Origin of the sequence: Streptomyces sp. CA-181903, assembly GCF_050937075.1 — a bacterium.
Classification (GTDB): domain Bacteria; phylum Actinomycetota; class Actinomycetes; order Streptomycetales; family Streptomycetaceae; genus Streptomyces.
In genome coordinates this window covers 1088361-1112265 of record NZ_JBNJLY010000001.1, presented here as the reverse complement: position 1 = coordinate 1112265, position 23905 = coordinate 1088361, and the positions used below count along the sequence as shown (strand labels likewise).

Here is a 23905-nt window from a genome sequence, read left to right as displayed (position 1 = left end):
GATGCACACCGCTCATTGAGCAGTCCCTGGAGGAGTGGGACCGCGTCAGTCAGGGCTCGTCGCCTGCGAGGTGAACGGGGTTTTGGTCCGCGACTGGTCCCGGAAGGGCTGGTCAGGAGCGGGATAGCGGTGGGAGGAACTGGGAGTTACAGCGCAAACCGGTCCTGGCTTCGAGCGGGGCGAGGGGAAGGCGTCTGACGGGCAAAAGCCAAGGTCAGGCGCCTTTTCTTGTGCCCCTAGAAGAAGCCCAGCTTCTTCGGGGAGTAGGAGACGAGGAGATTCTTCGTCTGCTGGTAGTGGTCCAGCATCATCCGGTGCCCCTCCCGGCCGATGCCCGACTGTTTGTAGCCGCCGAAGGCGGCGTGCGCCGGGTACTGGTGGTAGCAGTTGGTCCAGACGCGGCCCGCCTGGAGGGTGCGGCCGGCGCGGTAGGCGGTGGTGCCGTCGCGGGTCCAGACGCCGGCGCCGAGGCCGTAGAGGGTGTCGTTGGCCAGGGCCATGGCGTCGTCGAAGTCGGTGAAGGGGGTGACGGCGACGACGGGGCCGAAGATCTCCTCCTGGAAGACGCGCATGCGGTTGGTGCCCTCGAAGATGGTGGGTTCGACGTAGTAGCCGCCCTTGAGGTCGCCGCCCGGGTCGAGGCGGTGGCCGCCGGTGAGGACGCGGGCGCCCTCCTGTCTGCCGATGTCGAAGTAGGAGAGGATCTTCTCCAGTTGGTCGTTGGACGCCTGGGCGCCGATCATCGTGTCCGTGTCCAGCGGGTGGCCGGGGACGATCGCCTCGGTGCGGGCGATGCCGGCCGCGAGGAAGTCCGCGTAGTGGCCGCGCTGGATCAGGGCGCGGGACGGGCAGGTGCAGACCTCGCCCTGGTTGAGGGCGAACATCGTGAAGCCTTCGAGGGCCTTGTCGCGGAAGTCGTCGTCGGCGGCGGAGACGTCGTCGAAGAAGATGTTGGGGCTCTTGCCGCCCAGTTCGAGGGTGACCGGGCGCAGGTTCTCCGAGGCGTACTGCATGATCAGGCGGCCGGTCGTGGTCTCGCCCGTGAAGGCGATCTTGGCTACGCGCGGGCTGGACGCCAGCGGTTTGCCGGCCTCGACCCCGAAGCCGTTCACGACGTTCAGCACGCCCGGCGGCAGGAGGTCGGCGACGAGGTCCAGCCAGACGTGGATCGACGCCGGTGTCTGCTCGGCCGGTTTCAGGACGACCGCGTTGCCGGCGGCGAGGGCCGGGGCGAGTTTCCACGCGGCCATCAGGAGCGGGAAGTTCCACGGGATGATCTGGGCGACCACGCCGAGCGGTTCGTGGAAGTGGTACGCGACGGTGTCCTCGTCCAGCTCGGACAGGCCGCCCTCCTGGGCGCGCAGGGCGCCCGCGAAGTAGCGGAAGTGGTCGACGGCCAGCGGTATGTCCGCGGCCAGCGTCTCGCGGACGGGCTTGCCGTTCTCCCACGACTCCGCGACGGCGAGCGCCTCCAGGTGCTCCTCCATGCGGTCCGCGATGCGGAGCAGGACCGCCGCGCGCTCGGCCGGCGCCGTGCGGCCCCAGGCGGGGGCCGCGGCGTGGGCGGCGTCCAGGGCGCGTTCGACGTCCTCGGCGGTGCCCCGCGCGACCTCGGTGAAGGGCTCGCCGTTCACCGGCGTCGGGTTCTCGAAGTAGCCGCCCCGGGCGGGCGTACGGTACTCGCCGCCGATCCAGTGGTCGTAACGCGGGCGGTACGAGACCACGGCGTCGGGGGAGCCGGGGGACGCGTAACGGGCCATGCGGCCCACCTCCTCGGGCACGGCCGCCCGTGCCGTCACGGGCGGCGACGCCGGATCGCTACCCACCCACGGCTTGCGGTAGGCCCCGCCGGTGTGGTGTACACATCATCAGACCTCACCGAGAGCGACCGAAAGAGACGGACGGACCCATGAACAAGAAGGTGCTCGCCGACATAGCCGAGCGCACCATCGCCGCCTACCTGACCACCTTTCTCGGCCTGCTCATCGCCGACGGGTTCGACCTGACCGACGTTTCCGCGCTCAAGGCCGCCGCCATCGCGGCCCTGCCTGCCGCCCTCTCGGTGATCAAGGGAGCGATCGGGCGGTACGTCGGGGACGACGACAGCGTGGCCTGGCTGCCGAGCCGGCGGCGGAGCAAGCGCTCCGCCGCCGGGACGGCAAGAAGGGCGGGAGAAACGGGGAAGGCCGGGAAGACGGGGCAAGCGGGGAAGTCAGGGAAGTCAGGGGAGTCAGGGAAGGAAGGCTCGGCGGGGAGCCAGGCCGGTCGGCCCGGCAAGTAGGGCCGCATCGGCGGTGGTTGACCCCCGCGCCTCAGCCGGCCGCCCCGTACCGTGCCGCCGCCTCCCGTACCGTCTCCGGCTTCACCTCGCCCCGGCGCGCCAGCGCGTCCAGCGCCGCCACCGCGATCGATCCGGGGTCGACGCCGAAGTGCCGGCGGGCCGCCTCCCGGGTGTCGGAGAGGCCGAACCCGTCCGTGCCGAGGGACGTCCAGTCCTGCTCGACCCACGGCGCGATCTGGTCGGGAACCGCCCGCATCCAGTCGCTGACCGCCAACACCGGTCCCGGGGTGCCCCGTAGTGCCCGTGTGACGTACGGGATCCGCTCCTCGCCCCGCAAACGGGCCGCGTCGCAGGCCAGGGCGTCGCGGCGCAGCTCCGTCCAGGAGGGCGCGGACCAGACGTCGGCGGCCACGCCCCAGTCGTCGGCGAGCAGCCGCTGGGCGTCCAGGGCCCAGTGGACGGCCGTGCCGGAGGACAGCAACTGCAGCCTGGGTGCCTCGGCGGGCACCCCGGCCGCCTCCCGGTAGCGGTAGAGGCCCTTGAGGACGCCCTCCTCCACCCCGGGCGGCATCGGCGGCTGGGCCTTCGGCTCGTTGTAGACCGTCAGGTAGTAGAAGACGTCTTCCGGTTCCGGTCCGAACATCCGCCGCAGGCCGTCGCGTACGATCACCGCCACCTCGTACGCGAACGCCGGGTCGTAGGCGACGGCCGCCGGGTTGGTGGAGGCGATCAGGTGCGAGTGCCCGTCGGCGTGCTGGAGGCCCTCGCCGGTCATGGTGGTGCGTCCGGCGGTCGCTCCGATGACGAAACCGCGGCCCAACTGATCGGCCAGCGACCAGAACTGGTCGGCGGTCCGCTGCCATCCGAACATCGAGTAGAAGATGTAGAACGGGATCATCGGCTCGCCGTGCGTCGCGTACGAGGTGGCGGCGGCCGTGAAGGAGGCCAGCGAACCCGCCTCCGTGATCCCCTCGTTGAGGATCTGCCCGTCCCGCGCCTCCCGGTAGTACAGGAGCTGGTCGCGGTCGACGGGGTCGTAGGTCTGCCCGGACGGCGAGTAGAGGCCCGCCGACGGGAACAGGGACTCCATGCCGAAGGTGCGGGCCTCGTCCGGGACCACCGGGACCCAGCGCCGCCCGGTCTCCTCGTCCCGCATCAGGTCCTTGACCAGCCGGACGAACGCCATGGTGGTGGCGATCTCCTGGGTCCCGGAGCCCTTGGCCAGGGCCTCGAAGGGCTTGGCCGGGGGCTCCGGCAGCGCCACGGCGGCCACCCTGCGCGCCGGGGCCGGGCCGCCGAGCGCCGCGCGGCGCTCGCGCAGGTAGCGGACCTCGGGGGAGTCCTCGCCCGGGTGGCCGTACGGCGGCACGTCGCCGTCCAGCTCGCGGTCGGGGATGGGCAGGTCGAGCAGGTCCCGCAGGGCGCGGAACTCCTTGCCCGTCAGCTTCTTCATCTGGTGGTTGGCGTTCCGGGACGCGAAGCCGGGGCCGAGCGTGTGCCCCTTGACCGTCTGGATGAGGACGACGCTCGGCGCGCCCCGGTGGTCGACCGCGGCCCGGTAGGCGGCGTACACCTTGCGCGGCTCGTGGCCCGCGCGGGACGCGCCGAACAGCTCCAGCAGCTCCGCGTCGGCCAGCCCGGCGCCGAGCGCGCGCAGCGCCGGGTCGGTGCCGAAGAAGTGGTCGCGGACGTAGCCGGCGTCCCGGGTGGCGTAGGTCTGGAACTGGGCGTCCGGGACCTCGCCCAGCCTGCGGACGAGTGCGCCGGTGGTGTCGCGGGCGAGGACGCCGTCCCACGCGGAGCCCCACAGGGACTTGACGACGTTCCAGCCCGCCGCCCGGAACTGTGCCTCCAGCTCCTGCACGATCTTGAAGTTGGGGCGGACGGGACCGTCGAGGCGCTGGAGGTTGCAGTTGACGACGAAGGTGAGGTTGTCCAGGCGTTCGCGCGCGGCGAGGGCGAGGGCGGCGGTCGACTCGGGTTCGTCCATCTCGCCGTCGCCGAGGAACGCCCACACCCGGGACCGCGAGGTGTCCTTGATGCCCCGGTGCTCCAGATAGCGGTTGAAGCGTGCCTGGTAGACCGCGGAGAGCGGGCCGAGGCCCATGGACACCGTGGGGAACTCCCAGAACCAGGGCAGCCGGCGCGGATGCGGGTACGACGGCAGGCCGTCGCCGCCCGCCTCCTGGCGGAACCGGTCGAGCCGGTCCGCGCCGATCCGGCCCTCCAGGAAGGCGCGGGCGTAGACGCCGGGGGAGGCGTGGCCCTGGAGGAAGAGCTGGTCCCCGCTGCCGTCGGCCTCCTTGCCGCGGAAGAAGTGCTGGAAGCCCGTCTCGTAGAGCCAGGCGGCCGAGGCGTAGGTCGCGATGTGCCCGCCGAGCCCGGCGCGGTGGTTGCCGCGGCTCACCATGGCGGCGGCGTTCCACCGGTTCCAGGCGGTGATGCGGCGTTCCAGGTCCTGGTCGCCGGGGTACTCCGGCTCCTCGGCGGTCGGGACGGTGTTGACGTACGGGGTCTGTGTGAGCGGAGGGAGGTCCACGCCGGTGCGCGCGGCGTGCTCGGTCATCCGCCGCAGCAGGTACGCGGCCCGGTGCGGCCCGCCGGTCCGGGTGGCGGAGTCCAGGGACTCCAGCCACTCGGCGACCTCGTCAGGGTCGTGGTCGGGCAGCTGGTCGAGCTGGGACATGGGTGATCCCCCCTTCGCGTTTCCCGTGCGCTGCGGCCGGGAGGGCATATTCCGAACTGCGGAATGTTCGTTCCGCCATCTGTTGACGCTAGGTGGGCGGTAGATGGCCGGTCAATGGTTACTGGTGGGTAATGATCGATGATCGATCATTTTGGGGGGTCGGTCTTGCCGGGACGGCAACCGGATTGCCTCCCTCCACACGGGGTGTGATCCGCGCACCCGAACCCGGAGCCCGCACACGTTCCCCGCCCCGCGTCCGCCGGGCGACACTGTGCGTGCGAGTCCCACTGGCGCGACGGGACAGGACTGCCGGTCTTCCCCCGAGCCGGCGGCCCGCCGCCCCGTACCGCCGGGCGGACGGTACGGGGCGGAGCCGCGCCCGGGCGAGGGCAGGGGGACGGGCGCGACGGGGGAGCGACGGGAGTACGGCAGGGGCGGCGGCAGGAGTGGCCGGACGCGCGGACATGCGCACCCCGCCGTCGCGCCGCGCGGCGCGGGTGCAACGATGTGCACGTCATGAGTGCAGCACAGCAGGCGGGGCAGGCACCGCGCGCACTGCGGGCCGCGATGTTCGCGGCGGTCTGCGTGCTGCTCGCCGCGCTCGGCCACGCGCTCATGTCCGGCACCGACGTCCCGTGGTGGGCGATCGCCGCCGCGCTGTCCGGCACGGGCGGCTGCGCCTGGTTCCTCGCCGGACGCGAACGCGGACCGCTGCTGATCACCTTCGCCACCGTCGGCGCGCAGACGGCCCTGCACTTCTTTTTCACGCTGGCCCAGCACGTCTCCGAGGCGGCGGGCCGCGCGGGAGGCGGCGCGGGCCACGGCTCCGGCGCACCGCCGTCCTTGAGCTTCTTCTCCCGGCTGACCTGCGGGCCCATGCCCACGACAGCCCTCGACGAGGGCACCGGGGCGGCGGACGGCATGGGGATGGGCGGCCTGACCGGCATGTCCATGGGCGGCATGTCGTCGTCAGGCATGGGCGGGACGCACGGCGCAAGCGGGACGCAGGGCATGAGCGGCATGCACGGCATGCACATGGACATGCTGGGCATCCACGGCCTCCACGGCCCCGTCGGCATGTGGTCCGCGCACGTGCTCGTCGCCCTGATCTGCGGCCTCTGGCTGTCCGGCGGCGAACAGGCCGCCTTCCGGCTCGGACGGGCCGTCGGCGCCCGCCTCTTCGCGCCGCTGCTCCTCCTCTTCCGCGACGCGGCCCCCGGCCCGCGGCCCCCGCGCGTCCGCGCCGGCCTGGGCCGCGCCGCGCAGCGGCTGCGCCGCCTGCTCTACGCGTACGCCCTGATCACCAGGGGTCCACCCGCCGCCCTCGCCGTCGGCCGCTGAACCCCCGGCCACCCGTGTCCGCCCGGTAGCCCCGCGCGGGCCCTTCGGAGTGCTTCCCGGGGTGCTTCCGCCGACGGCCGCCGGACAGGCCGTGACACGTTCCCGGGCCGTCCGCCGCGCCCGCGGCCGGACGCCCGGACTCCAGGAAGGACCCCGGGCAATGACCCCTGCCCGCAACCAGGACGCGCCGCGCCGGCACGTCCCTCCCTCGGCCACCGCGCCGGACGGGAACCCCTCAGCCGACGCCGAGCAGCGCGGCCACCACCTTCAGCCGGCGGGCCCGTTCGCCCCACCGGTGGCAGTCCGCGCAACCCCGCACATGCGTCTCCAGCGCCACATCGGTGACGCCCGGCGGAAGTGCCTCGCCGTCGACGCGGGCGGACAGGGCGGTACGTACGTCGCTGCAGTGCACCCGGCCATCGTCCCCGGCACCCGGCCGCGCCGTTCCACCGCCCCCGCGTGGGAGGCCACCGCACGGGAGGCCCCCGTGCGTGACGACGAGACCGTGACGGCCTGGGCGCTGGCCGCCCGGGGCGGCGACGCGGACGCGGTGGAACGGTTCATCCGCGCCACGCAGACCGACGTCCGCCGGTACGTGGCCCGGCTGAGCAACGACCCGCAGGGCGCGGACGACCTGGTGCAGGAGACGTACCTGCGGGCCCTGCGCTCGCTGCCGCGCTTCGAGGGGCGGTCCTCCGCCCGCACCTGGCTGCTGTCCATCGCCCGGCGCACGGTCGTGGACCGGCTCCGCTTCCTCGCGGCCCGGCCGCGGCTGTCGGACACCGACGACTGGCAGTCGGCGGCGGAACGCACCCAGTCCGCCGTCCTGCCCGGCTTCGACGAGGGCGTCGCCCTGTCGCAACTGCTGGACCGGCTGCCCTACGAGCGTCGCGAGGCGTTCGTCCTCACCCAGCTCCTCGGCCTGCCGTACGCGGAGGCGGCACTGGTCGCGGGCTGCCCGATCGGCACCGTCCGCTCACGGGTGGCACGGGCGCGGGAGGCGCTGATCGACCAGCTGGAGACGGCGGAACGGGAGAGCACGGCGAGGATGCCGGTGCTGGCGGGGGCGGGGGCCGCCTGACATGACGCGAGCGCCGGACGGGCTGATCACTCAGCCCGTCCGGCGCTTGGGGCCCGCGGGCCCGCAGGAGACGGAGAAAGCGCGCGTCAGCCGCGCGGCAGCGCCCCGCTCCCCGCCCGCACCACTTCCGCCTCCACCCGGACCGTCCCGCTCTCGCGGAACCGCAGCACCAGCGGCAGCCGGTCGCCGACGGCGAGCCGCGGCGGGCGGCTGACCATGATGTCGGTGCCGTGCGGGGACATCGCGACGACGTCCCGGGCGGGCACGGTCACCGAGCGGAGCATCCGCATGCTCCCCGCCCCGTCCTTGACGACGGTCTGCGCGAACATCGCGCCACCCGCCGACGGCGCGGAGACGGACAGGAGTTCGTCGTCCACGTCGCCCTTGTTGGTGAGCCGCACGAACGCGGCCGTGTCGTCGCGGTCGAAGGGCAGCAGCACCCGGGCGTCCTCCGCGACGACCTCGGCGGGCCGGCCGGCCGCGCCGGACGCCGTCCAGGCGCCGAGGCCGCCGAGGGTCACCACACAGGCGGCGACGGGAACGAGCGCGGCCTTGGCGGCCTGGGCCACGGGGTTGTTCATGCGACGGCCTTCCGGGGACGGGGGCGCCCTTGCGGGCGGCGGTCGTACGGGCGGACGCCGGCTGCCAGCCGCGCAGCCGCAGGCTGTTGCCGACGACGAGGAGGGAACTGACCGACATCGCCGCCGCCGCGACCATCGGGCTGAGCAGCCCCACGGCGGCGAGCGGCACGGTCACCAGGTTGTAGCCGAAGGCCCAGGCGAGGTTGGCGCGCACGGTCAGGGAGGTGCGGCGGGCCAGCCGCACGGCGTCGGCCAGGGCGCCCATGTCCTCGCGGACCAGCGTCACGTCGGCCGCGCCGATGGCCGCGTCGGTCCCGCTGCCCATGGCGATGCCGAGGTCGGCGCCGGCCAGGGCGGCGGTGTCGTTGACGCCGTCGCCGATGACGGCGACCCGGTGGCCCTTCTCGCGCAGCTCGCGGACGAGGTCCGCCTTGCCCTCCGGCGTGACCTCGAAGTGCACCTCGGCGATGCCCAGTTCGGCGGCGACGGACCGGGCGGCGGCCTCGCCGTCGCCGGTGGCCAGCACCGGCCGCAGGCCGAGCCGCTTGAGGTGGTCGACGGCCCGGTAGCTGCCGGCGCGGACCGTGTCGCCCAGGGCGATCACGGCCTCGGCGGTGCCCTCGACCCGGACGGCCACGACCGTCCGGCCGTCGCGCCCGGCGCGCCGTACGGCCTCGGCGAGCGCGTCGGGGAGCCCGTCCGCCTCCGCCCGTACGACCTCGACGCGCTTGCCGTCCACCACGGCCCGGACGCCCACGCCTGCCGTGGCGGTGAACTCCTCGGCGGCGGGCAGCGGACCGTCCGCCTCCGCCAGTCCGTGGGCGTGCACGGCCCGGCCCACCGGGTGCTCCGAACCCGCCTCGGCCGCCGCCGCGTACCGCAGCGCGGCCTCCGGCCCGCAGCCGCCCTCGCGGGTTGCCACCTCGGTCACCGCCATCGAACCGGTGGTCAGGGTGCCGGTCTTGTCGAGGACGACCGTGTCCACCCGGCGCAGCCCCTCCAGCGCCTGCGGCCCGCTGACCAGGATGCCGAGCCCGGCACCCCGGCCGGTCGCGGCCAGCAGGGCGGTCGGGGTGGCCAGGCCCAGGGCGCACGGACAGGCGACGACGAGCACGGCGACGGCCGCGGTGATCGCCGCCTGCGGGGACGCGCCGGCGCCCAGCCAGAACCCGAGGACCGTGACGGCGACCGCCAGCACGGCCGGGACGAAGACCCCGGCGATGGCGTCGGCGAGGCGCTGCACGCGGGCCTTGCCCGCCTGCGCGTCCTCCACCAGCCGGGTGATCCGCGCCAGTTGGGTGTCCGCGCCGACGGCCTCGGCCCGTACCTCCAGCAGACCGCCGGAGTTGACGGCGCCGCCGATCACGGCCGTGCCCGGCGTGACGTCGACGGGCGCGCTCTCGCCCGTCACCAGCGACAGGTCCAGGGCCGAAGCGCCCGCCACCACCGTCCCGTCGGTGGCGACGCGCTCACCCGGCCGGACGAGGAAGCGGTCGCCGACCCGCAGTTCGGCGACGGGGATCCGGCGCTCCTCGCCGTCCGCCGTCCGCACGGCGACGTCCTTGGCGGCGAGGGAGGCGAGCGCCCGCAGCGCCGAACCGGTGCCGGCCCGGGCCCGGGACTCCAGCAGCCGCCCGGTCAGCACGAACAGCGGGACGGCGACGACCGCTTCGAGGTAGACGTCCGCCGTGCCCGGCATGGCGTCGGGCCACAGCGTGAACGGCATCCGCATGTCCGGATCCCCGGCGCCGCCGAAGAACAGCGCGTAGACGGACCAGGCGTAGGAGGCGAGGACGCCGAGGGAGACCAGGGTGTCCATCGTCGCCGCCGCGCCCCGCAGGCCGCGCAGCGCCTTGGAGTGGAACGGCCAGGCGCCCCACGCGGCGACGGGCGTGGCGAGCGCGAAGCACAGCCACTGCCAGTTGCGGAACTGCAAGCCCGGGGCCATCGACAGCACCAGCACGGGCACCGACAGCACGGCGGTGATCAGCAGCCGGACGAGTGGCGACGACCCGGCGCCGGCCTCCTCCTCCGGGGCCTCCTCCGTCTTCGGCCGGGGCAGCGCGGCGGTGAAGCCGAGGCCCTCCACGACCGCCATGAGCTCCTCGGCGGTCACGGCCTCCGGGTGGCTGACCCGGGCCCGGCCGGTGGCCAGGTTGACGCTGGCGGTCACGCCGTCCAGCCGGCCGAGCTTCTTCTCGACGCGGTTGACGCACGCGGCGCAGGTCATGCCGCCGACGATGATCTCGGTCTCGGCGGGGGACGCGGTGGACGCGGTGGCGGTCGTCGTGCTCATCAGTGCCCCATCCCGGGCATGCCGTCCATGCCGCCGCCGCTGCCCCCGCCGCCCTCGCCGTTCTGGCCGGACCCCGGATCGGACGCGCCCCCGCCGCCGGTGCGGTGCATGCCGGGGGAGACGGGACCGGCCGCCGAGCCGACGGCGTAGGCGACCCCGAACAGGGCCGCGAGCAGCAGGACGAAGCCGGACAGGAGACTGTACGGACTGAGGGAATGACGTGCGGTCATCGCCGCATCGTGACATGCCGGAGGCCGCTCGCCGCAGCGGAAGGCGCCGGGACGGCACGTGAGGATTGTCCCTTCCGCTTCGGGGAACTCCCCCGGCCGGTCGGCCGACTACCTGGAGATAGAGCCCGTCCGGCCTTCACCCGTGGGCGGAAACCCGCACGAACGTACGGGAACTCACCACTCCTCGCACCCGACTTCCTCTGCGATCAAGATTCAGCGAGGAGCCCGCACGTGCCGACCCCCGACCCCATACCCCTCTCCGGCCCCGCCTACAAGCGCGACCCCTACCCCCTCTACGCGCGCATGCGCGAAGCCGGCCCGATCCACCGCGTCGTCTTCCCCAGCGGCGTCACCGCCTGGCTGGTCACCGGATACGCCGCCGCCCAACGCACCCTCGCCGACCCCCGGCTGGGCAAGAACCACGCCCTGGGCAACGACCACTGGCGCGCTCGCGCCTCGATCATGCCGGAACCCCAGCACTCCCGCCTCCAAGTGCACCTCCTCCACCAGGACCCCCGAAGCACACGGGCATGCGCCGCCTGATCACCGACACCTTCGCCCCGCGCCGCGTCGAGGCGCTGCGCCCCCGCTTCCAGGAGCTGGCGGACGCGCTCGTGGACGCGCTCCCGACGACCGCCGGCCCGCACGACGACGCGGTCGACCTGGTCGGGACGTTCGCCGCCCGCTTCCCCTTCCAGGTCCTCGCCGAGGTCATCGGCCTGCCCCGCGCCTCGCCACCCGCTTCCGGCGCGAGTGGGGCGGCGTCGTGGCCCCCGTGGGCCCCACCGACCCCGGCCGCCCCGCCTACGAGGCGCTGCTGCGCGGCCTGGAGGACTACATCGCCGAGGTGGTCGCCGACCGGCGCGCCACCCCCGACGACGGGCTGCTCAGCCGGCTGGTCGCCGCCCGCGACGCCGGCGAACTCACGCCCGAGGAGCTGGACTCCATGATCTTCCAGCTCCTGGTGGCCGGCCAGGAGCCGGTCACCAACCAGATCACCACCGCCCTCGTCGCCCTCTTCCGCCACCCCGAGGCGCTGGAACGGCTGCGCGCGCAACCGTCCCTGCTGCCCGCCGCGGTCGAGGAACTGCTGCGCCTGGACGGCGCGTTCGAGCTCACCACCTGGCGCTTCCTCGCCGAGGACGCCGAATTGCACGGCACCCGCGTCCCGGCCGGCGACTCCGTGATCGTCTCCCTCTGCGCCGCCAACCGCGACCCCGAGCGCTTCCCCGACCCGGACACCCTCGACCTCGACCGCGCCCAGGGCTCCCACCTCGCCTTCGGACACGGCATCCACTTCTGCCCCGGCGCCGCCCTCGCCCGGATCGAACTCCAGGTCGCCCTGGGTACGTTGCTCACCCGTCTGCCCGGCCTGCGCCTGGCCGTCCCCGACGGGGAACTGCGCTGGATCCCGGCGGTCCTCGGCCGCGGCACGGCCGCGCTTCCGGTGGCGTACGACGCGCCGCGCTGCCCGTACGGGCGGGGGTGACGGTCATGACGACGACCAGCACCGCTCTCCTGGCGACGGACACCGCCACCGAGGTGCTGCGCCTCCTCCTCCCGTACCACCGGACGACCGGACCGGTGTCACGGGACCCCGCCGACCACCCCGAGACGCTCCGGCAGATCCGCCGGTTCACGGACGCCGGCGACCCCGTCGTCCTCACCCTCCCCGGCTTCCCCTGCAAGTCGCCCAACCCCGCCAAGGTGCTGGGGCACCTCCCCGACGAAGGGGAACGGCTCTCCCTGACCTTTCTCGACCGGCTCTGCGCACGCGTCGGCGAGGTGTACGAGCCCGGCGCCCGGATCGTCATCTGCTCGGACGGGCACATCTTCGGCGACGTCATCCGCGTACCCGACGAGCACATCGACGCGTACGGCGACGCCCTGCGCGCCATGATCGACGCCGAGGGGCTGCGGCACCTCGACACCTTCGACCTGCGGGCGGTGCACGGGGACGCCGACCACGACACCAAGCGGCGCCTGGTGACCGAGGCGTACGCGCCGTCCGTGGACGACCTGCGCGCCCTGGTCCGCACCGACGAGGAGACCGCCCGGCTCTACCGGGGCATCACCCGCTTCCTCTTCGAGGACACGGCGGACTTCGACGGCAGCCGGTCGGCTCTGCAACGGGACTGCCGCGCCCGGGCGTACGAAGTAATCGCCCGGAGCCGGGCCTGGGGTGAGCTCATCGCGGAGCACTTCCCGCGGCAGGTGCGGCTGTCCATTCATCCGCAGCCGGCGGGGGCGGAGAAGTTCGGGATCCGGCTGCTGGAGACGGGGGACGCGTGGGCCACGCCGTGGCATACGGTGCTTCTGCTTCAAGGGGGTGCCGCGCGGTTGGTGCGGCGGGAGGAGGCCGAGCGGGTCGGGCGGCTGGTGGTGCGGGACGGCAGGCCGAGCCACTTCGTGGGGTGAGCCCCGGTCCCTCCCTTTCACCGTTTCTGCGGGGGCTGCGCCCCCACACCCCTGAAACCGCGCTCCGCGCGGTTGTCCTCAAACTCCCCAGAGGGGGTGCCCCCTCTGAGGGAGGGACCGGGGCACCTCACCCCGCCGAAGCGGCCACCACCGCCACATCGCCGCCCCCGACGGCATCCGCCACCTCCCGGTGATCGAAGGCGATCAACGGATCCCCGGTCAGCGGATGCTCCACCACCACCGCCCGCACCCCGAACACCTCCGCCAGAAGCTCCGGCGTCAGCACGTCCCTCGGCGCTCCCGAAGCCACCACGGCCCCCTCATGCAGCACATGCAACCGGTCGCACAACGATGCCGCCGCGTTCAGATCATGCAGGGACAGCAACGTCGTCCGCCGCTGCGCCCGCAGCAGAGCGAGGAGTTCGACCTGGTGACGGACGTCCAGATGGTTCGTCGGCTCGTCCAGCACAAGCACCTTGGGGTCCTGGGCGAGCGCCCGCGCCAGAAGCACCCGCTGCCGCTCGCCGCCCGAGAGGGCGGAGAAGGAACGGCCCCCGGCGCCGGCCAGTCCGACCCGCCGCAGAGCGTCGGCGACCGCCTCCGCGTCCGTCCGGTCCTCGCCGGCGAAGGCCCGCTTGTAGGGCGTGCGGCCCATGGCCACGACCGCGCGGACGGTCAGTTCGAAGTCGCTGCCGCGTTCCTGGGGGAGCGCCGCGACCCGGCGCGCGGCCTCGGGGGCGGACAGCGAGCGGATGTCCGTACCCCCCACCAACACCCGTCCCGCGTGCGGCTTGAGGTAGCGGTAGACCGTGCGCAGGACGGTGGACTTGCCGCTGCCGTTCGGACCGACGAGGCCCGCGATCTCGCCGTCCTCGGCCAGCAGGTGGACGCCGGAGACGATCGTCCGCCCGGAGAGGACGACCTCCAGCTCCTCGATGGCGATGCGCATGCCGGCTATCCCCTCTCCAGGCGGCGGTCGAGCAGGTAGAGCAGGGTCGGGGCGCCGATCAGGGCGGTGACGACGCCCACCGGAAGCTCCTGGTCCGGCAGGGCCGTCCGGGCCACCAGATCGACCACCACCAGCAGTACGGCCCCGAACAGGGCGGCGATCGGGAGCAGTCGGCGGTGGGCGCCGCCGACGACCATCCGGCACACGTGCGGAACCATCAGCCCCACGAAGCCGATCGCCCCCGACACCGACACCAGCACACCCGTCAGCACACTCGTCACCACGAACAACTCGCGGCGCAGGCGGCCCACATCGACGCCCAGGCCGGCCGCCGTCTCGTCGCCCATCAGCAGCGCGTCCAGCGCCCGCGCCCGGGCCAGCAGCGCGGCCAGTCCCAGGCCGACGGCCACCAGGGGCGCCGTCAGCGTGGACCACTGGGCCCCGCCCAGCGACCCCATCAGCCAGAACAGCACCCCGTGCGTCTGCTGGTCGTCGCCCGCCTGGAGCACCAGGTAGTGGGTGAACCCGGACAGGAACTGCCCGATGCCCACGCCCGCCAGCACCAGCCGCAGCGGGGAGAAGCCACCGCCGCGCCGGGCCATCGCCCACACCAGGGCGAACGAGGCCAGCGCCCCGGCGAACGCGGCGGCCGACAGGCCCATGCCGAACGCCCCGCCGGCGCCGACCCCGAGGACGATCGCGGCGACCGCCCCCAGGGACGCGCCGCTGGAGATGCCCAGCAGGTACGGGTCGGCGAGCGGATTGCGGACCAGCGCCTGGGTGGCCGTGCCGACCAGCCCCAGCCCCGCCCCGACCAGCGCCGCCAGCAACGCCCGCGGCACCCGCAGCCGCCACACGATCAGGTCGTGGGTGCCGGGCGCCAGGCCGTCGCCCGTCACCCCCCGGACCACCGCCGACCACACGTCACCCACCGGCACCCGGGTCGACCCCAGGCACACCGAGGCGACCAGCGCCACGACCAGCGCGACGAGCAGGACACCGGCCACCAGGAACGTGCGCGGCTCGCGCCCGCCCTCCCGTTCCTCTTTCTCCGCGGCCACCGCGAGCGTCGCCATTTACTTGACCCGGTCCGGGTGCAGGACGTGCGCGATCTCCCGCACGGTGTCCGCGCTGCGCACACCGGCGATCGTCGTCCGCTCGGAGCCGATGCGCAGGAAACGGCCCTCCTTGACGGCCTTCAGGTCCTTCGTCGCGGGGAAGGACCTGAGGAAGTCCTCCGCCTCGTCGAACGCCTTCCGGTTCGCCTCGTCGCCGCCCCGGTTGCGCACGGCGAGCTGGATGAAGTCCGGATTCTTCGCCACCACGTCCTCCCAGCCGACGGGCTTGAAGTCGCCGTCGCAGTCGGCGAAGACGTTGCGGCCCCCGCCCTGGGTGATGACGGCGTTGGCGACCTGCCGGTTGCACACGGCCATCGGCTGCTTCGTACCGGCGTCGAAGTCGAAGAGGAAGTACGACGGCCGCTTGTCCTCCGGCACGTCCTTGAGCGCGTCCCGGACACCGTCCGTCTTCTTCTTCATGTCCGCCACCAGCTCGGCGGCCCGCGCCGAGGTGCCGGTGACGCGGCCCAGCTCCTCGATGTCCGCCTCGATGCCCGACAGATCGGTGCGCGGCGACTTGTTCATGGAGGCGCACGCCGTCGACTTGAGGTAGAGGTGCTTGATGCCGGCGGCCTTGAACTCCTCCGGCGTCGGCGCGTCCCCCGCGCCGCGCATGTTCTTCATGGACGAGAACGAGTCGATGTAGACGTCCGCGCCCGAGCCCAGCAGCTTCTCCTTCGGGATCACCGTCTTGCCGAGCACCGGCACCTTCGCCGCCTGGTCCGCGAACTGCCCCGGCACCGCGCCCTTCCCGGGCGGGAAGCCCGTACCGGCGACCCGGTCGCCCGCGCCCAGCCACAGCAGCAGCTCCAGGGCCGCGGCGTTGCTCGTCACGATCTTCTTCGGCGGCCCGTCGAACGTCGTCTTCGCACCCGCGCAGTCCTTGACGCTCACCGGGAAGCCCTTGCCGCCGGAGCCCCCCGGAGCGCCCTCCTTCCCGGCCTCCCCGTCGTTACCGCCGCCACCGCCACAAGCCGTCGCCGTCAGGGCCACCGCGGCCAGCACACCGCACCACGCACGAGGGCGCATGAGAAACACTCCAGCAGGTCGTTCGATCGGGGACCGCTGGTGCGGGCCCTGACCAGTAGTCGGACCGCGCGCCGGTCGGGTTCCCGGCGGGCGGCGAGATGTGCGGCATAGGCTGCGGAAGATCGACTACCGCGGAGGACCACCGATGCCGGACCGCACCACCCCCCAGCAGCTCCAGCCCATGCCCACCGACTGGCGGCGCGCCCTCGCCGTCGTCGCCCACTCCGACGACCTCGAGTACGGGGCGTCCGCCGCCATCGCCGCCTGGCTCGACGAGGGGCGCACCTGCGCCTACGTCCTGGCGACGCGCGGCGAGGCGGGCATCGACACCCTGAGCCCCGCCGAGGCCGGGCCGCTGCGCGAACGCGAACAGCGGGAGAGCGCCGCCGCCGTGGGCGTGGACACCGTCGAGTTCCTCGACCACGCGGACGGCGTCATCGAGTACGGCACCGCGCTGCGCCGCGACATCGCCGCGGCCGTCCGCCGCCACCGCCCCGAACTCGTCCTCACCCTCAACCACCACGACACCTGGGGCGGGGTCGCCTGGAACACCCCCGACCACCGGGCCGTCGGCCGGGCCACCCTGGACGCCGTCGCCGACGCCGGGAACCGCTGGATCTTCCCCGAACTCGTCGACGACGGCCTGACCCCGTGGAACGGCGTGCGCTACGTGGCCGTCGCCGGCTCGCCGCGGCCCACCCACGCGGTGGACGCGAGCGCCGGCCTCGACCGCGCGGTGGCGTCGCTGCTCTGCCACCGCACCTACATCGAGGCGCTCACGGACGAGGAGCCGGAGCGCTACTGCCGGACCTTCCTGGAGAGCAACATGGCGGCGGTGGGGGAGCGCTTCGGAGGGCGGCCGGCGGTCGCGTTCGAACTCTTCGGCAGGTGAGACCCTTCGGCAGGTGACCCCTTCGGCCGGTGGGTTCCTTCGGCAGGTGAGCCCCATGGCAGACGGGACCCATCGGCAGATGAGCCCCATAGCAGGTGAGCCCCTTCGGCAGGCGAGGGCCGGCGGTCGCCGGAACCGGCGGTGGTACGGCGTCCCTAGAGCTTGCGGTAGGTGCGGGCGTCCTCGGCCGCCGCCAGGACGGCGGCCAGGTCGCCGCCCGCCGAGGCCGTCACCACGGTGGCGACGGCGCCCTCGACGAACGGGGCGTCCACCAGCCGGGTGCCGTCCGGCAGTCGACCCTCGCCGAGCAGGGACTTCACGGTGAGCACCGCGCTCCCCATGTCGCACAGGACGACCACGCCGGCCCCCTCGTCGGCCTCCTCGACGGCCGCCCTGACCAGCTCGGCGCTCGTCCCGATCCCTCCGTCGGGCAGTCCGCCGGCGAGCGCGACGGCCGCCGGATCGCCGGTGCCGACCAGCGCCGTGGCCAGCCCGGCCGTCGCGGCGGCCAACTCGCGGCTGTGCGACACGAGGACGACGCCGACGCGGCCGGGGGCGGGGGAGGCGTCCGGGGCCACCTCGGCAGCCTCCGGCTCCGCCGGCCGGTCCGGCTCCTCTTGCCGCCGCGAGGGGAGCTCTGGGTCCGTGGCCTCGTACAGCGCCGTGACCAGCAGCGCGGCGGAGGTCGCGCCCGGATCCTGGTGGCCGACGCTCCGCTCGCCCAGGTAACTGGCCCGCCCCCGGCGGGCCCTGAGCGGTACGGTCGCCTCCGCGCCCTCGACGGCGGCGCGCGCCGCGGCCCGCAGCGCGGCCGTCACGTCGTCGCCGCCCGCGAGGGAGGCGGCGAGGGCGTCGGAGGCGGGCTGGAGGGCGTCGACCATCGTCGCGTCCCCGGGCGCCGAGTCGCCCAGCCGGCGCACGCTGCGTACGGCGGCGGCCAGCCCCTGCCCCAGCGCCTCGGGGGTCACGTCCGCATCGTCGCCCAGCACCTTCCCCATCCGCCGGAAGACCGTGCCGAACAGCGGGCCCGACGCCCCGCCCACCGTGTTCGTCAGATGCGCGCCCACGGCGGTCAGCAGCGCCCCCGGAGTCCCCGCCTCCGCCACCGCCTCCGCCTCGGCGGCGGAGGTGAAGCCCCGCTTGAGGTTGGCGCCGTGGTCCGCGTCCCCGATGGCGGCGTCCAGCTCGGTCAGGCGGTCGGCGGAGGCGAGGACCACCTCGACGGCACGGTCGAGGAAACGGCGGAAGAAGGCGAGATCAAGCGGAACGGTGGTCATGGCGCGGCTCCTTGCCCTCACGAACGGCTGTGTGACGGCCAGGGTAGGCGCGGGCGGGAGCGGGTCAGCGGATGACGTCGAACACGTTCTTCTGCAGGCCGTTGGCGTACGCCTCGTGCTCCACCAGCCTCAGCTTCTGGGTGTCCTTGTCCGTGGTGCTGAACAGGCGCTTGCCCGCGCCCAGCAGCAGCGGGAAGACGAGCAGGTGATAGCGGTCGATCAGCCCGGCGTCCGACAGGCTCCGGTTCAGGGCGGCACTGCCGTGGACGATGATCGGGCCGCCCTCGGTCTCCTTCAGTGCGGCGACCTCGTCGAGGGAGCGCAGGATCGTGGTCTCGCCCCAGTTCGTCACCAGGTCGCTCTCGGCGAGCGTCGTGGAGACGACGTATTTCGGCATCGACTTGTAGCCGGCGAAGTCCGCCATGTCCGGCCACACCGCGCTGAACGCTTCGTAACTCGTCCGCCCCAGCAGCATCGCGGTGACCTCCTCCTGCTCGCGTCCCTTGATCTCGAACGCCTCGGGGAGGAACTCCACGTCCTTGAAGGTCCACCCGGAATTCCGGTAACCGGGCTCGCCGCCCGGGGCTTCCACGACGCCGTCGAGCGAGACGAAGGCGGAGCTGATCAGAGTGCGCATGGGGGTTCCTCGAAAGTCGCGGGGAGGGAGTCGCGGCAGGGGCCGCGCCCGCAGTGTGCACCAAGCGTGATCACTGACGGAAGGGCCGGCGGCTCCCGGCAAGTCGGACCGGCCCCGTTCAGGCTGCCGTCCCGGATCAGCCGATCCCGGTGACCGTCGACGCCAGCGACAGGAGCAGCGCGCCCAGCGCCCCCGCGGCGCCCGACAGGCGCACCTCGCGCGGGGTGTCCCGGTGGCGGACGTACCGAGCGGTGGCCGCGCCGAAGGTCAGGCCGCCGGCGACGAACCACGGCCCCCACAGGCAGAGGTACCAGAGCGTCAGGTCCGCGAGCCCGGGCGCGGCCGACAGCGCCCCGGTCTCCACCAGCACCCCGTCCAGGACGAAGAGGCCGCCGTGCCAGACGAGCAGGACCGCCGCGCCGCCGCCGCAGAACACCATGAGACGGCTGGTTCCCGGGCCGCGCCGCCGCGTCAGGCCGATGCCCAGCAGCGCCCCGAAGAGCTTCAGGAACCCGGTCACCCACAGGACGGCCACGAACCAGGTCACCCGGTCGCGGGCGAGTTCCACCAGGGACGGCGACACCGTCGTCCGGGCGCCGAAGGTACAGCCCGTCGCCCAGACGAAACTCGGCACCGCGAAGAGGATCCCCCACACCGCGGCGGCGATCCCGGGCCCGGCGCCGGGCCCCGGACCGGACGGCCGGCGGGGGACAGCGTGCACGTATCGCTCGATCACGGCTCCACCGTGGCGCAACGGCGACGGCGAGGCGTCATCCGACCGGACGAGCGGCCTCCGCCGCGAGAGTGAACCGCCGGAGCGTCCGGGCGCCGGGGTGTACGCCGTTCACGCCCCCGGCAGGGCGCGCAGCCCCAGCCCGTCCGCCGTGATGGTGTCCGCCGTGACGAGGGCCTGTTCGGCCGTGACGTCCGTCATGAAGACGAAAGGCGGGATCACCGGTGGTGCGGGGAGGGTGTCGGGGGAGAAGGTGAGGCAGACGAGGCCCTCCAGGCAGCCGTGGAACCGGGTGAGGTGGAGCGTCACCTCGCCGCGCAACTCCAAGGAGCTTGCTTGCAAGGCGAGTTGACCTGCCGCCGGTGCGTCGCGCGTCCGCAGTCGGTAGTCGCTCAGCGACGCGGCCCGCATTTTGAGGACGATCACCTTCAACCGGCCCTTGGCCGTGACGAGGTGGTCCACCCCGGCCAGGGTGAAGCCGTGCGGTGAGAAGCGGGAGGCGGTGACGGACGGGGGAGCGGCGGCCGCGGTGACCGGCTGCCCCGGCGATCCCGGGAGCGCCTCCGCCGCCTCCGCCCGGTCCGCCGTCGGCCCGGCCAGGACCGTCAGCAGGACGGCCGGCAGTGCGACGGCGAGCGTACGGTCGCCCCTCGGCGTCCAGCCGAAGCCCATCGCGCTGCCCGCGATGCCGAGGGCCATGCCCACCAGGAACCCGCCCAGATTGGTGGCCGCGAACGACAGCACCGACAGGATCAGGGCGTTGACGCTGACGTAGTGCCGTGCCGACGGCAGGAACCACAGGAACAGCCCCGCCGCGATCAGCGCCAGTCCGATGCCCAGCGCGGCCAGCCCGCCCAGTCCCAGGCTCACCAGCACCGTCACCGGCGACAGCGGTACCACCAGCAGCTCGGTCCCGCCGAGGACGAGGAGGGTGCCGGCCCAGAAGGGCCGGGTCCGCCGCCAGGAGCGGAAGCGGCGCCGGGCCGGCCCGTCCGGCAGCCCCGATAACGCCCGCGGACGCCTCAGAAGCACTGGTCGCCATCCAGGTTCACCTGGAGTTTCAGGCCCTTCAGCCGGAAGTTCCCGCCCGTGGCCGACCAGGCGTGCGACCGCACGCCCGCCACCGTGACCTTCCCCGCCTGGAGCCCGAACGCCCCGGCGTCACCCTTCACCCCCGGCACCCGGTCGAGCGTCGACGCGTCCCGGCCGATCTGCGCCGTCCCGAACTCCGCGTCCCCGACCAGGTCTTCGCCGTCGATGACCAGGTCGCTCGCCGTCACCTCGCCGGCCCGTCCGCCGGCCGTCAGCTTGAACGTGACCTTGCCCAGCGGCGTGGGCACGGACGCGGCCTGGCAGATGTCGCTCAGCCTGGCGTTCCCGATGCCCAGCAGGGCCACCGGATGCCCCTTGCCGTCGACGGACCTGTCGGTCTGCACGTACGAGGCCAGGCCGTCGCTGGTCAGCCTGCCCGACGACACCTGGAAGTGCGTGCCGGAGACGGCGAACGAGGCCGCGAGCACGCCCTGCGCCATCCCCGTGGCCATCACGCCCACCGCGAGCACCGCCGGCAGGGCGATCAGGGCGGTCCGCCTCCAGGCGGTACGGCCCTCCGGCAGGCTTCGGTCTGATCCGCTCACTGCTTCCTCCCGCGACTCAGGGAAGTGCGTGGTGTGCAGGTGGTGCCATACTGCCGATGTTCCCGTGGAGTTGGAGACTAGGGCCGATTTTGAACGATAGTCAACAGCGCGGAAGCGAGCGGGCGCGGGCGCGCCGGGCCGAACTCATCGCCGTCGGACGGAAGCTGTTCGCCGACACCTCCTACGACGCCCTGTCCATGGACGACATAGCCCGGCACGCGCGCGTCGCCAAGGGGCTGATCTACTACTACTTCGGCAGCAAGCGCGGCTACTACCTCGCCATCATCGAGGACGCCGTCGCCGAACTCGTCCAGCGCGCCGGTTCCACCCACGACCTGCCGCCCGTCGAGCGCGTCCACCACACCGTCGACGGCTACCTCCGCTACGCCCAGCACCACCAGGCCGCGTACCGCGCCATCGCCACCGGCGGCGTCGGCTTCGACGCCGACGTCCTCGCGATCCGCGACCGGGTCCGCGAGCAGCTGCTCACCGCGATGGCCCGCGCCGCCTGGGGGCGCGCCGACCTTCCGCCCGTCGCGCGTACGGCCCTGGTCGGCTGGCTGTCGGCGGTGGAAGGGGTGACGCTGGACTGGCTCGTCCGCCGCGAGCTGCCCCGGGAGGTGGTGTGCGGGGTGCTGGTGCGGGCGTTGGGGGACGCGCTGCGGATGGTCGAGGAGTATGAGCCGACGTGCCCGGCGCCGGAGCGTACGCGGTGGTGAGGCGCCCCGGCCCCGCCCTTCCCGTCGCGTCCGGGGGCTGTGCCCCCAGGCACCCCCATTCGGAGCGCCGCCGGTGAAGTTTCCGGCAGACCGGGGTATATGCGGGACAACATCCTGAAAGCCGCGGCCGCACCCTCCAGTTGCAGCCCGGCCATGATCTGTCAAGCCGTGACGAGGACCCCGCGATCAGGCATACTCCAAGCGCCACAGCCGCAGGTCATCCCCATTCCGCGACCCGGCACGGGACTGTCGACTGGGCATCACCGGTGGTCCGGCCGACACCCAGGCCCCCGCCGTTCATCGCCCGACAGGGAGGAGAGCCGTCGCATGACCGACCACGGCCCGCAGCCGGTGGAGCGCCAGCTGCCCACTGAGGAAGCCAAGGACCTGCTCGCGCTGGTGCGCGACCTGGTGCAGCGGGAGATCGCCCCGCGGGCGGCGGCCGAGGAGGAGGCGGGGCACTTCCCCCGGGACCTCTTCCGGCTGCTGTCCTCGTCCGGGCTGCTCGGCCTGGCCTACGCGGAGGAGTTCGGGGGCGGCGGCCAGCCGTATGAGGTCTACCTCCAGGTCCTGGAGGAACTGGCCGCCGCGCGGCTGACGGTGGGCCTCGGGGTCAGCGTCCACTCCCTCGCCTGCCACGCCCTCGCCGGTTACGGTGCAAAGGAGCAGCAGGCGGAGCACCTGCCCGCGATGCTCGGCGGCGGGCTCCTCGGCGCGTACTGCCTCTCCGAGCCGCAGTCCGGCTCCGACGCAGCGTCCCTGCGCACCCGTGCCGTCCGCGACGGCGACGACTGGGTCCTCACCGGCACCAAGGCGTGGATCACGCACGGCGGGATCGCCGACTTCTACACCGTCCTGGCCCGGTCGGGCGGCGAGGGCGCGCACGGCGTCACCGCGTTCCTGGTGCCCGGCGACGCCCCGGGGCTGACGCCCGCCGCGCCCGAGCGCAAGATGGGCATGAAGGGGTCGCCGACCGCGCAGCTGCACTTCGACGGCGTACGCGTCCCCGACGCGCGTCGCATCGGCGAGGAGGGCCAGGGCTTCACCATCGCCCTGTCGGCCCTCGACTCCGGCCGGCTCGGCATCGCCGCCTGCGCCGTCGGTCTCGCCCAGGCCGCCCTGGACGAGGCGCTGGCCTTCGTCGTCGAGCGGCGGCAGTTCGGCCGCCCCCTCGCGGACTTCCAGGGGCTGCGCTTCCTGCTGGCCGACATGGCCACGCAGATCGAGGCCGGCCGGGCCCTGTACCTCGCCGCCGCCCGGCTGCGCGACCGGAAGCTGCCGTTCTCCCGGCAGGCGGCCATGGCCAAGCTCTTCTGCACCGACGCGGCGATGCGGGTCACCACCGACGCCGTCCAGCTCATGGGCGGGTACGGCTACACGGCGGACTTCCCCGCCGAGCGGTACATGCGCGAGGCCAAGGTCCTCCAGATCGTGGAGGGCACCAACCAGATCCAGCGGATGGTGATCGCCCGTCATCTGGCCGGGCCCGAGTCACGGTGACCGGCCGGCGGTGACGAGTCGCCGCGGCGGACCGGCCGCCGCCGGGGCGGACGACGGCGGCCGGCCCGTGTGCGCGTCAGGACCTGTGGCGCGTCTCCGGCACCCGCACCGGGCGCGAGCCCGGCCCGCCGAGGTGCGAGAACGGCTGCGTCCGCCAGTCCAGGCTCTCCGGCAGGGTGAGCAGCAGGGCCGTGTCCAGTTCCAGGGCGCCCTCGTCCTCCCCGGCCGGCTCGGCGTCCTCCACGGCGCGCCCGGAGCCCGGGCAGACCGTCAGGCCGAACGGGTTCCACGGGGACGGGCAGAGGGCGTGCTCCGGGAGCTCGTCCTCGTCCGCGAGCAGGGCGATCGGGCGGGCGCAGTCCGGGCAGGTCACCCGGAACATCGTGGTGAAGTCCGCCGGCTCGTCGGGGCCGTACGGGCTGCTGTCGCCGTCGTTCTCCAGGCGTTCCAGGCTCGGCATGATCTTCGTTTCCCCCTCGGCTGGGCCTGGCAGGGGCGTC

21 protein-coding genes and 3 pseudogenes are annotated in these 23905 nt (G+C 73.7%); 8 read left to right on the top strand and 16 right to left on the bottom strand.

Features of this window, described 5'->3' with window-relative positions:
• Positions 1–236 precede the first annotated feature (236 nt).
• Complete coding sequence (exaC, locus tag ACQEVS_RS04720) at positions 237–1760, bottom strand: acetaldehyde dehydrogenase ExaC (protein WP_433015605.1); 1524 nt, start codon at positions 1758–1760, stop codon at positions 237–239.
• Between the two features lie 149 nt (positions 1761–1909).
• On the opposite strand from exaC, the gene ACQEVS_RS04715 reads away from it, so the two are divergent.
• Positions 1910–2281 carry a holin gene (locus ACQEVS_RS04715; protein WP_433015602.1) on the top strand — a complete coding sequence of 124 codons (372 nt, stop codon included), beginning with the start codon at positions 1910–1912 and terminating at the stop codon, positions 2279–2281.
• Between the two features lie 31 nt (positions 2282–2312).
• Here the strand turns inward: ACQEVS_RS04715 and aceE are convergent, their stop codons facing one another.
• Positions 2313–4967, bottom strand: a complete 2655-nt coding sequence (gene aceE / locus ACQEVS_RS04710) for a pyruvate dehydrogenase (acetyl-transferring), homodimeric type (RefSeq protein WP_433015599.1) — start codon at positions 4965–4967, stop codon at positions 2313–2315.
• A 516-nt stretch (positions 4968–5483) separates the two neighbouring features.
• Between aceE and ACQEVS_RS04705 the strand changes: the two genes are divergently transcribed.
• On the top strand, positions 5484–6308 hold the full coding sequence (locus tag ACQEVS_RS04705) for a hypothetical protein (RefSeq protein WP_433015596.1): 825 nt from the start codon (positions 5484–5486) through the stop codon (positions 6306–6308).
• A gap of 235 nt (positions 6309–6543) precedes the next feature.
• On the opposite strand, the gene ACQEVS_RS04700 is transcribed toward ACQEVS_RS04705, so the two are convergent.
• On the bottom strand, positions 6544–6720 hold the full coding sequence (locus tag ACQEVS_RS04700; RefSeq protein WP_433015593.1) for a zf-HC2 domain-containing protein: 177 nt from the start codon (positions 6718–6720) through the stop codon (positions 6544–6546).
• A gap of 75 nt (positions 6721–6795) precedes the next feature.
• Here ACQEVS_RS04700 and ACQEVS_RS04695 point away from each other — a divergent pair, with 75 nt between their 5' ends.
• Positions 6796–7389 carry a sigma-70 family RNA polymerase sigma factor gene (locus ACQEVS_RS04695; protein WP_004952195.1) on the top strand — a complete coding sequence of 198 codons (594 nt, stop codon included), beginning with the start codon at positions 6796–6798 and terminating at the stop codon, positions 7387–7389.
• An 86-nt stretch (positions 7390–7475) separates the two neighbouring features.
• Here the strand turns inward: ACQEVS_RS04695 and ACQEVS_RS04690 are convergent, their stop codons facing one another.
• The 3 genes and pseudogenes from ACQEVS_RS04690 to ACQEVS_RS04680 all read right to left on the bottom strand — a co-directional run bounded on the left by ACQEVS_RS04690 (position 7476) and on the right by ACQEVS_RS04680 (position 10496).
• A complete protein-coding gene (locus ACQEVS_RS04690) occupies positions 7476–7970 on the bottom strand; it encodes a copper chaperone PCu(A)C (RefSeq protein ID WP_433027272.1) in 495 nt (164 codons plus the stop codon).
• Between the two features lie 28 nt (positions 7971–7998).
• Positions 7999–10266 (bottom strand): annotated as a pseudogene (locus tag ACQEVS_RS04685) (heavy metal translocating P-type ATPase); the annotation flags it as partial.
• Positions 10266–10496: a hypothetical protein gene (locus tag ACQEVS_RS04680; RefSeq protein WP_433015590.1), complete on the bottom strand. Its 231-nt coding sequence runs from the start codon at positions 10494–10496 to the stop codon at positions 10266–10268. The pseudogene ACQEVS_RS04685 and the gene ACQEVS_RS04680, both read right to left, overlap by 1 nt.
• Before the next feature lie 231 nt (positions 10497–10727).
• Between ACQEVS_RS04680 and ACQEVS_RS04675 the strand changes: the two are divergent.
• Together ACQEVS_RS04675 and ACQEVS_RS04670 are read left to right on the top strand one after the other, a co-directional pair.
• A pseudogene (locus ACQEVS_RS04675) lies at positions 10728–11985 on the top strand (cytochrome P450 family protein).
• Between the two features lie 5 nt (positions 11986–11990).
• Complete coding sequence (locus ACQEVS_RS04670; protein WP_433015587.1) at positions 11991–12914, top strand: L-tyrosine/L-tryptophan isonitrile synthase family protein; 924 nt, start codon at positions 11991–11993, stop codon at positions 12912–12914.
• Positions 12915–13041: 127 nt separating this feature from the next.
• Here ACQEVS_RS04670 and ACQEVS_RS04665 read toward each other — a convergent pair whose 3' ends face one another.
• The 3 genes from ACQEVS_RS04665 to ACQEVS_RS04655 are packed head-to-tail and all read right to left on the bottom strand — an operon-like array spanning position 13042 to position 16010.
• The gene (locus ACQEVS_RS04665; protein WP_433015584.1) at positions 13042–13863 is read right to left on the bottom strand and encodes an ABC transporter ATP-binding protein; all 822 of its coding nucleotides are present in this window, start codon (positions 13861–13863) and stop codon (positions 13042–13044) included.
• A gap of 5 nt (positions 13864–13868) precedes the next feature.
• Positions 13869–14939: a FecCD family ABC transporter permease gene (locus tag ACQEVS_RS04660; protein ID WP_433015581.1), complete on the bottom strand. Its 1071-nt coding sequence runs from the start codon at positions 14937–14939 to the stop codon at positions 13869–13871.
• On the bottom strand, positions 14940–16010 hold the full coding sequence (locus tag ACQEVS_RS04655) for an ABC transporter substrate-binding protein (RefSeq protein ID WP_433015578.1): 1071 nt from the start codon (positions 16008–16010) through the stop codon (positions 14940–14942).
• 145 nt (positions 16011–16155) lie between these two features.
• On the opposite strand from ACQEVS_RS04655, the gene ACQEVS_RS04650 reads away from it, so the two are divergent.
• Positions 16156–16902: a PIG-L deacetylase family protein gene (locus ACQEVS_RS04650; RefSeq protein WP_433015575.1), complete on the top strand. Its 747-nt coding sequence runs from the start codon at positions 16156–16158 to the stop codon at positions 16900–16902.
• A gap of 155 nt (positions 16903–17057) precedes the next feature.
• Here ACQEVS_RS04650 and ACQEVS_RS04645 read toward each other — a convergent pair whose 3' ends face one another.
• The 6 genes and pseudogenes from ACQEVS_RS04645 to ACQEVS_RS04620 all read right to left on the bottom strand — a co-directional run bounded on the left by ACQEVS_RS04645 (position 17058) and on the right by ACQEVS_RS04620 (position 21186).
• The gene (locus ACQEVS_RS04645; protein WP_433027269.1) at positions 17058–17432 is read right to left on the bottom strand and encodes a PTS-dependent dihydroxyacetone kinase phosphotransferase subunit DhaM; all 375 of its coding nucleotides are present in this window, start codon (positions 17430–17432) and stop codon (positions 17058–17060) included.
• Between the two features lie 120 nt (positions 17433–17552).
• Positions 17553–18179: pseudogene (dhaL, locus tag ACQEVS_RS04640) on the bottom strand (dihydroxyacetone kinase subunit DhaL); the annotation flags it as partial.
• 64 nt (positions 18180–18243) lie between these two features.
• Positions 18244–18816: a dihydrofolate reductase family protein gene (locus tag ACQEVS_RS04635; RefSeq protein ID WP_433015572.1), complete on the bottom strand. Its 573-nt coding sequence runs from the start codon at positions 18814–18816 to the stop codon at positions 18244–18246.
• Between the two features lie 136 nt (positions 18817–18952).
• Positions 18953–19552, bottom strand: a complete 600-nt coding sequence (locus tag ACQEVS_RS04630) for a DUF3995 domain-containing protein (RefSeq protein ID WP_433015569.1) — start codon at positions 19550–19552, stop codon at positions 18953–18955.
• A gap of 108 nt (positions 19553–19660) precedes the next feature.
• Positions 19661–20581 (bottom strand): DUF6114 domain-containing protein, encoded by a 921-nt coding sequence (locus ACQEVS_RS04625; protein ID WP_433015566.1) that lies wholly within the window; start codon positions 20579–20581, stop codon positions 19661–19663.
• The gene (locus tag ACQEVS_RS04620) at positions 20572–21186 is read right to left on the bottom strand and encodes a DUF6230 family protein (RefSeq protein WP_433015563.1); all 615 of its coding nucleotides are present in this window, start codon (positions 21184–21186) and stop codon (positions 20572–20574) included. The genes ACQEVS_RS04625 and ACQEVS_RS04620 overlap by 10 nt, the downstream gene beginning before the upstream one ends.
• Before the next feature lie 89 nt (positions 21187–21275).
• Between ACQEVS_RS04620 and ACQEVS_RS04615 the strand changes: the two genes are divergently transcribed.
• Together ACQEVS_RS04615 and ACQEVS_RS04610 are read left to right on the top strand one after the other, a co-directional pair.
• The gene (locus tag ACQEVS_RS04615; RefSeq protein WP_433015560.1) at positions 21276–21905 is read left to right on the top strand and encodes a TetR/AcrR family transcriptional regulator; all 630 of its coding nucleotides are present in this window, start codon (positions 21276–21278) and stop codon (positions 21903–21905) included.
• A gap of 327 nt (positions 21906–22232) precedes the next feature.
• The gene (locus ACQEVS_RS04610) at positions 22233–23405 is read left to right on the top strand and encodes an acyl-CoA dehydrogenase family protein (RefSeq protein WP_433015557.1); all 1173 of its coding nucleotides are present in this window, start codon (positions 22233–22235) and stop codon (positions 23403–23405) included.
• Between the two features lie 76 nt (positions 23406–23481).
• Here ACQEVS_RS04610 and ACQEVS_RS04605 read toward each other — a convergent pair whose 3' ends face one another.
• Positions 23482–23865 (bottom strand): hypothetical protein, encoded by a 384-nt coding sequence (locus ACQEVS_RS04605; protein ID WP_433015554.1) that lies wholly within the window; start codon positions 23863–23865, stop codon positions 23482–23484.
• Between the last annotated feature and the right edge of the window lie 40 nt (positions 23866–23905).

Bases quoted from the DNA above. Each gene is read 5' to 3' on its own strand.
- aceE (WP_433015599.1), bottom strand. From the start codon at position 4,967: ATGTCCCAGCTCGACCAGCTGCCCGACCACGACCCTGACGAGGTCGCC.
- ACQEVS_RS04605 (WP_433015554.1), bottom strand. From the start codon at position 23,865: ATGCCGAGCCTGGAACGCCTGGAGAACGACGGCGACAGCAGCCCGTAC.
- ACQEVS_RS04660 (WP_433015581.1), bottom strand. From the start codon at position 14,939: ATGGCGACGCTCGCGGTGGCCGCGGAGAAAGAGGAACGGGAGGGCGGG.
- ACQEVS_RS04680 (WP_433015590.1), bottom strand. From the start codon at position 10,496: ATGACCGCACGTCATTCCCTCAGTCCGTACAGTCTCCTGTCCGGCTTC.
- ACQEVS_RS04670 (WP_433015587.1), top strand. From the start codon at position 11,991: ATGACGACGACCAGCACCGCTCTCCTGGCGACGGACACCGCCACCGAG.
- ACQEVS_RS04690 (WP_433027272.1), bottom strand. From the start codon at position 7,970: ATGAACAACCCCGTGGCCCAGGCCGCCAAGGCCGCGCTCGTTCCCGTC.
- ACQEVS_RS04655 (WP_433015578.1), bottom strand. From the start codon at position 16,010: ATGCGCCCTCGTGCGTGGTGCGGTGTGCTGGCCGCGGTGGCCCTGACG.
- exaC (WP_433015605.1), bottom strand. From the start codon at position 1,760: ATGGCCCGTTACGCGTCCCCCGGCTCCCCCGACGCCGTGGTCTCGTAC.
- ACQEVS_RS04650 (WP_433015575.1), top strand. From the start codon at position 16,156: ATGCCGGACCGCACCACCCCCCAGCAGCTCCAGCCCATGCCCACCGAC.
- ACQEVS_RS04665 (WP_433015584.1), bottom strand. From the start codon at position 13,863: ATGCGCATCGCCATCGAGGAGCTGGAGGTCGTCCTCTCCGGGCGGACG.
- ACQEVS_RS04610 (WP_433015557.1), top strand. From the start codon at position 22,233: ATGACCGACCACGGCCCGCAGCCGGTGGAGCGCCAGCTGCCCACTGAG.
- ACQEVS_RS04715 (WP_433015602.1), top strand. From the start codon at position 1,910: ATGAACAAGAAGGTGCTCGCCGACATAGCCGAGCGCACCATCGCCGCC.
- ACQEVS_RS04635 (WP_433015572.1), bottom strand. From the start codon at position 18,816: ATGCGCACTCTGATCAGCTCCGCCTTCGTCTCGCTCGACGGCGTCGTG.
- ACQEVS_RS04705 (WP_433015596.1), top strand. From the start codon at position 5,484: ATGAGTGCAGCACAGCAGGCGGGGCAGGCACCGCGCGCACTGCGGGCC.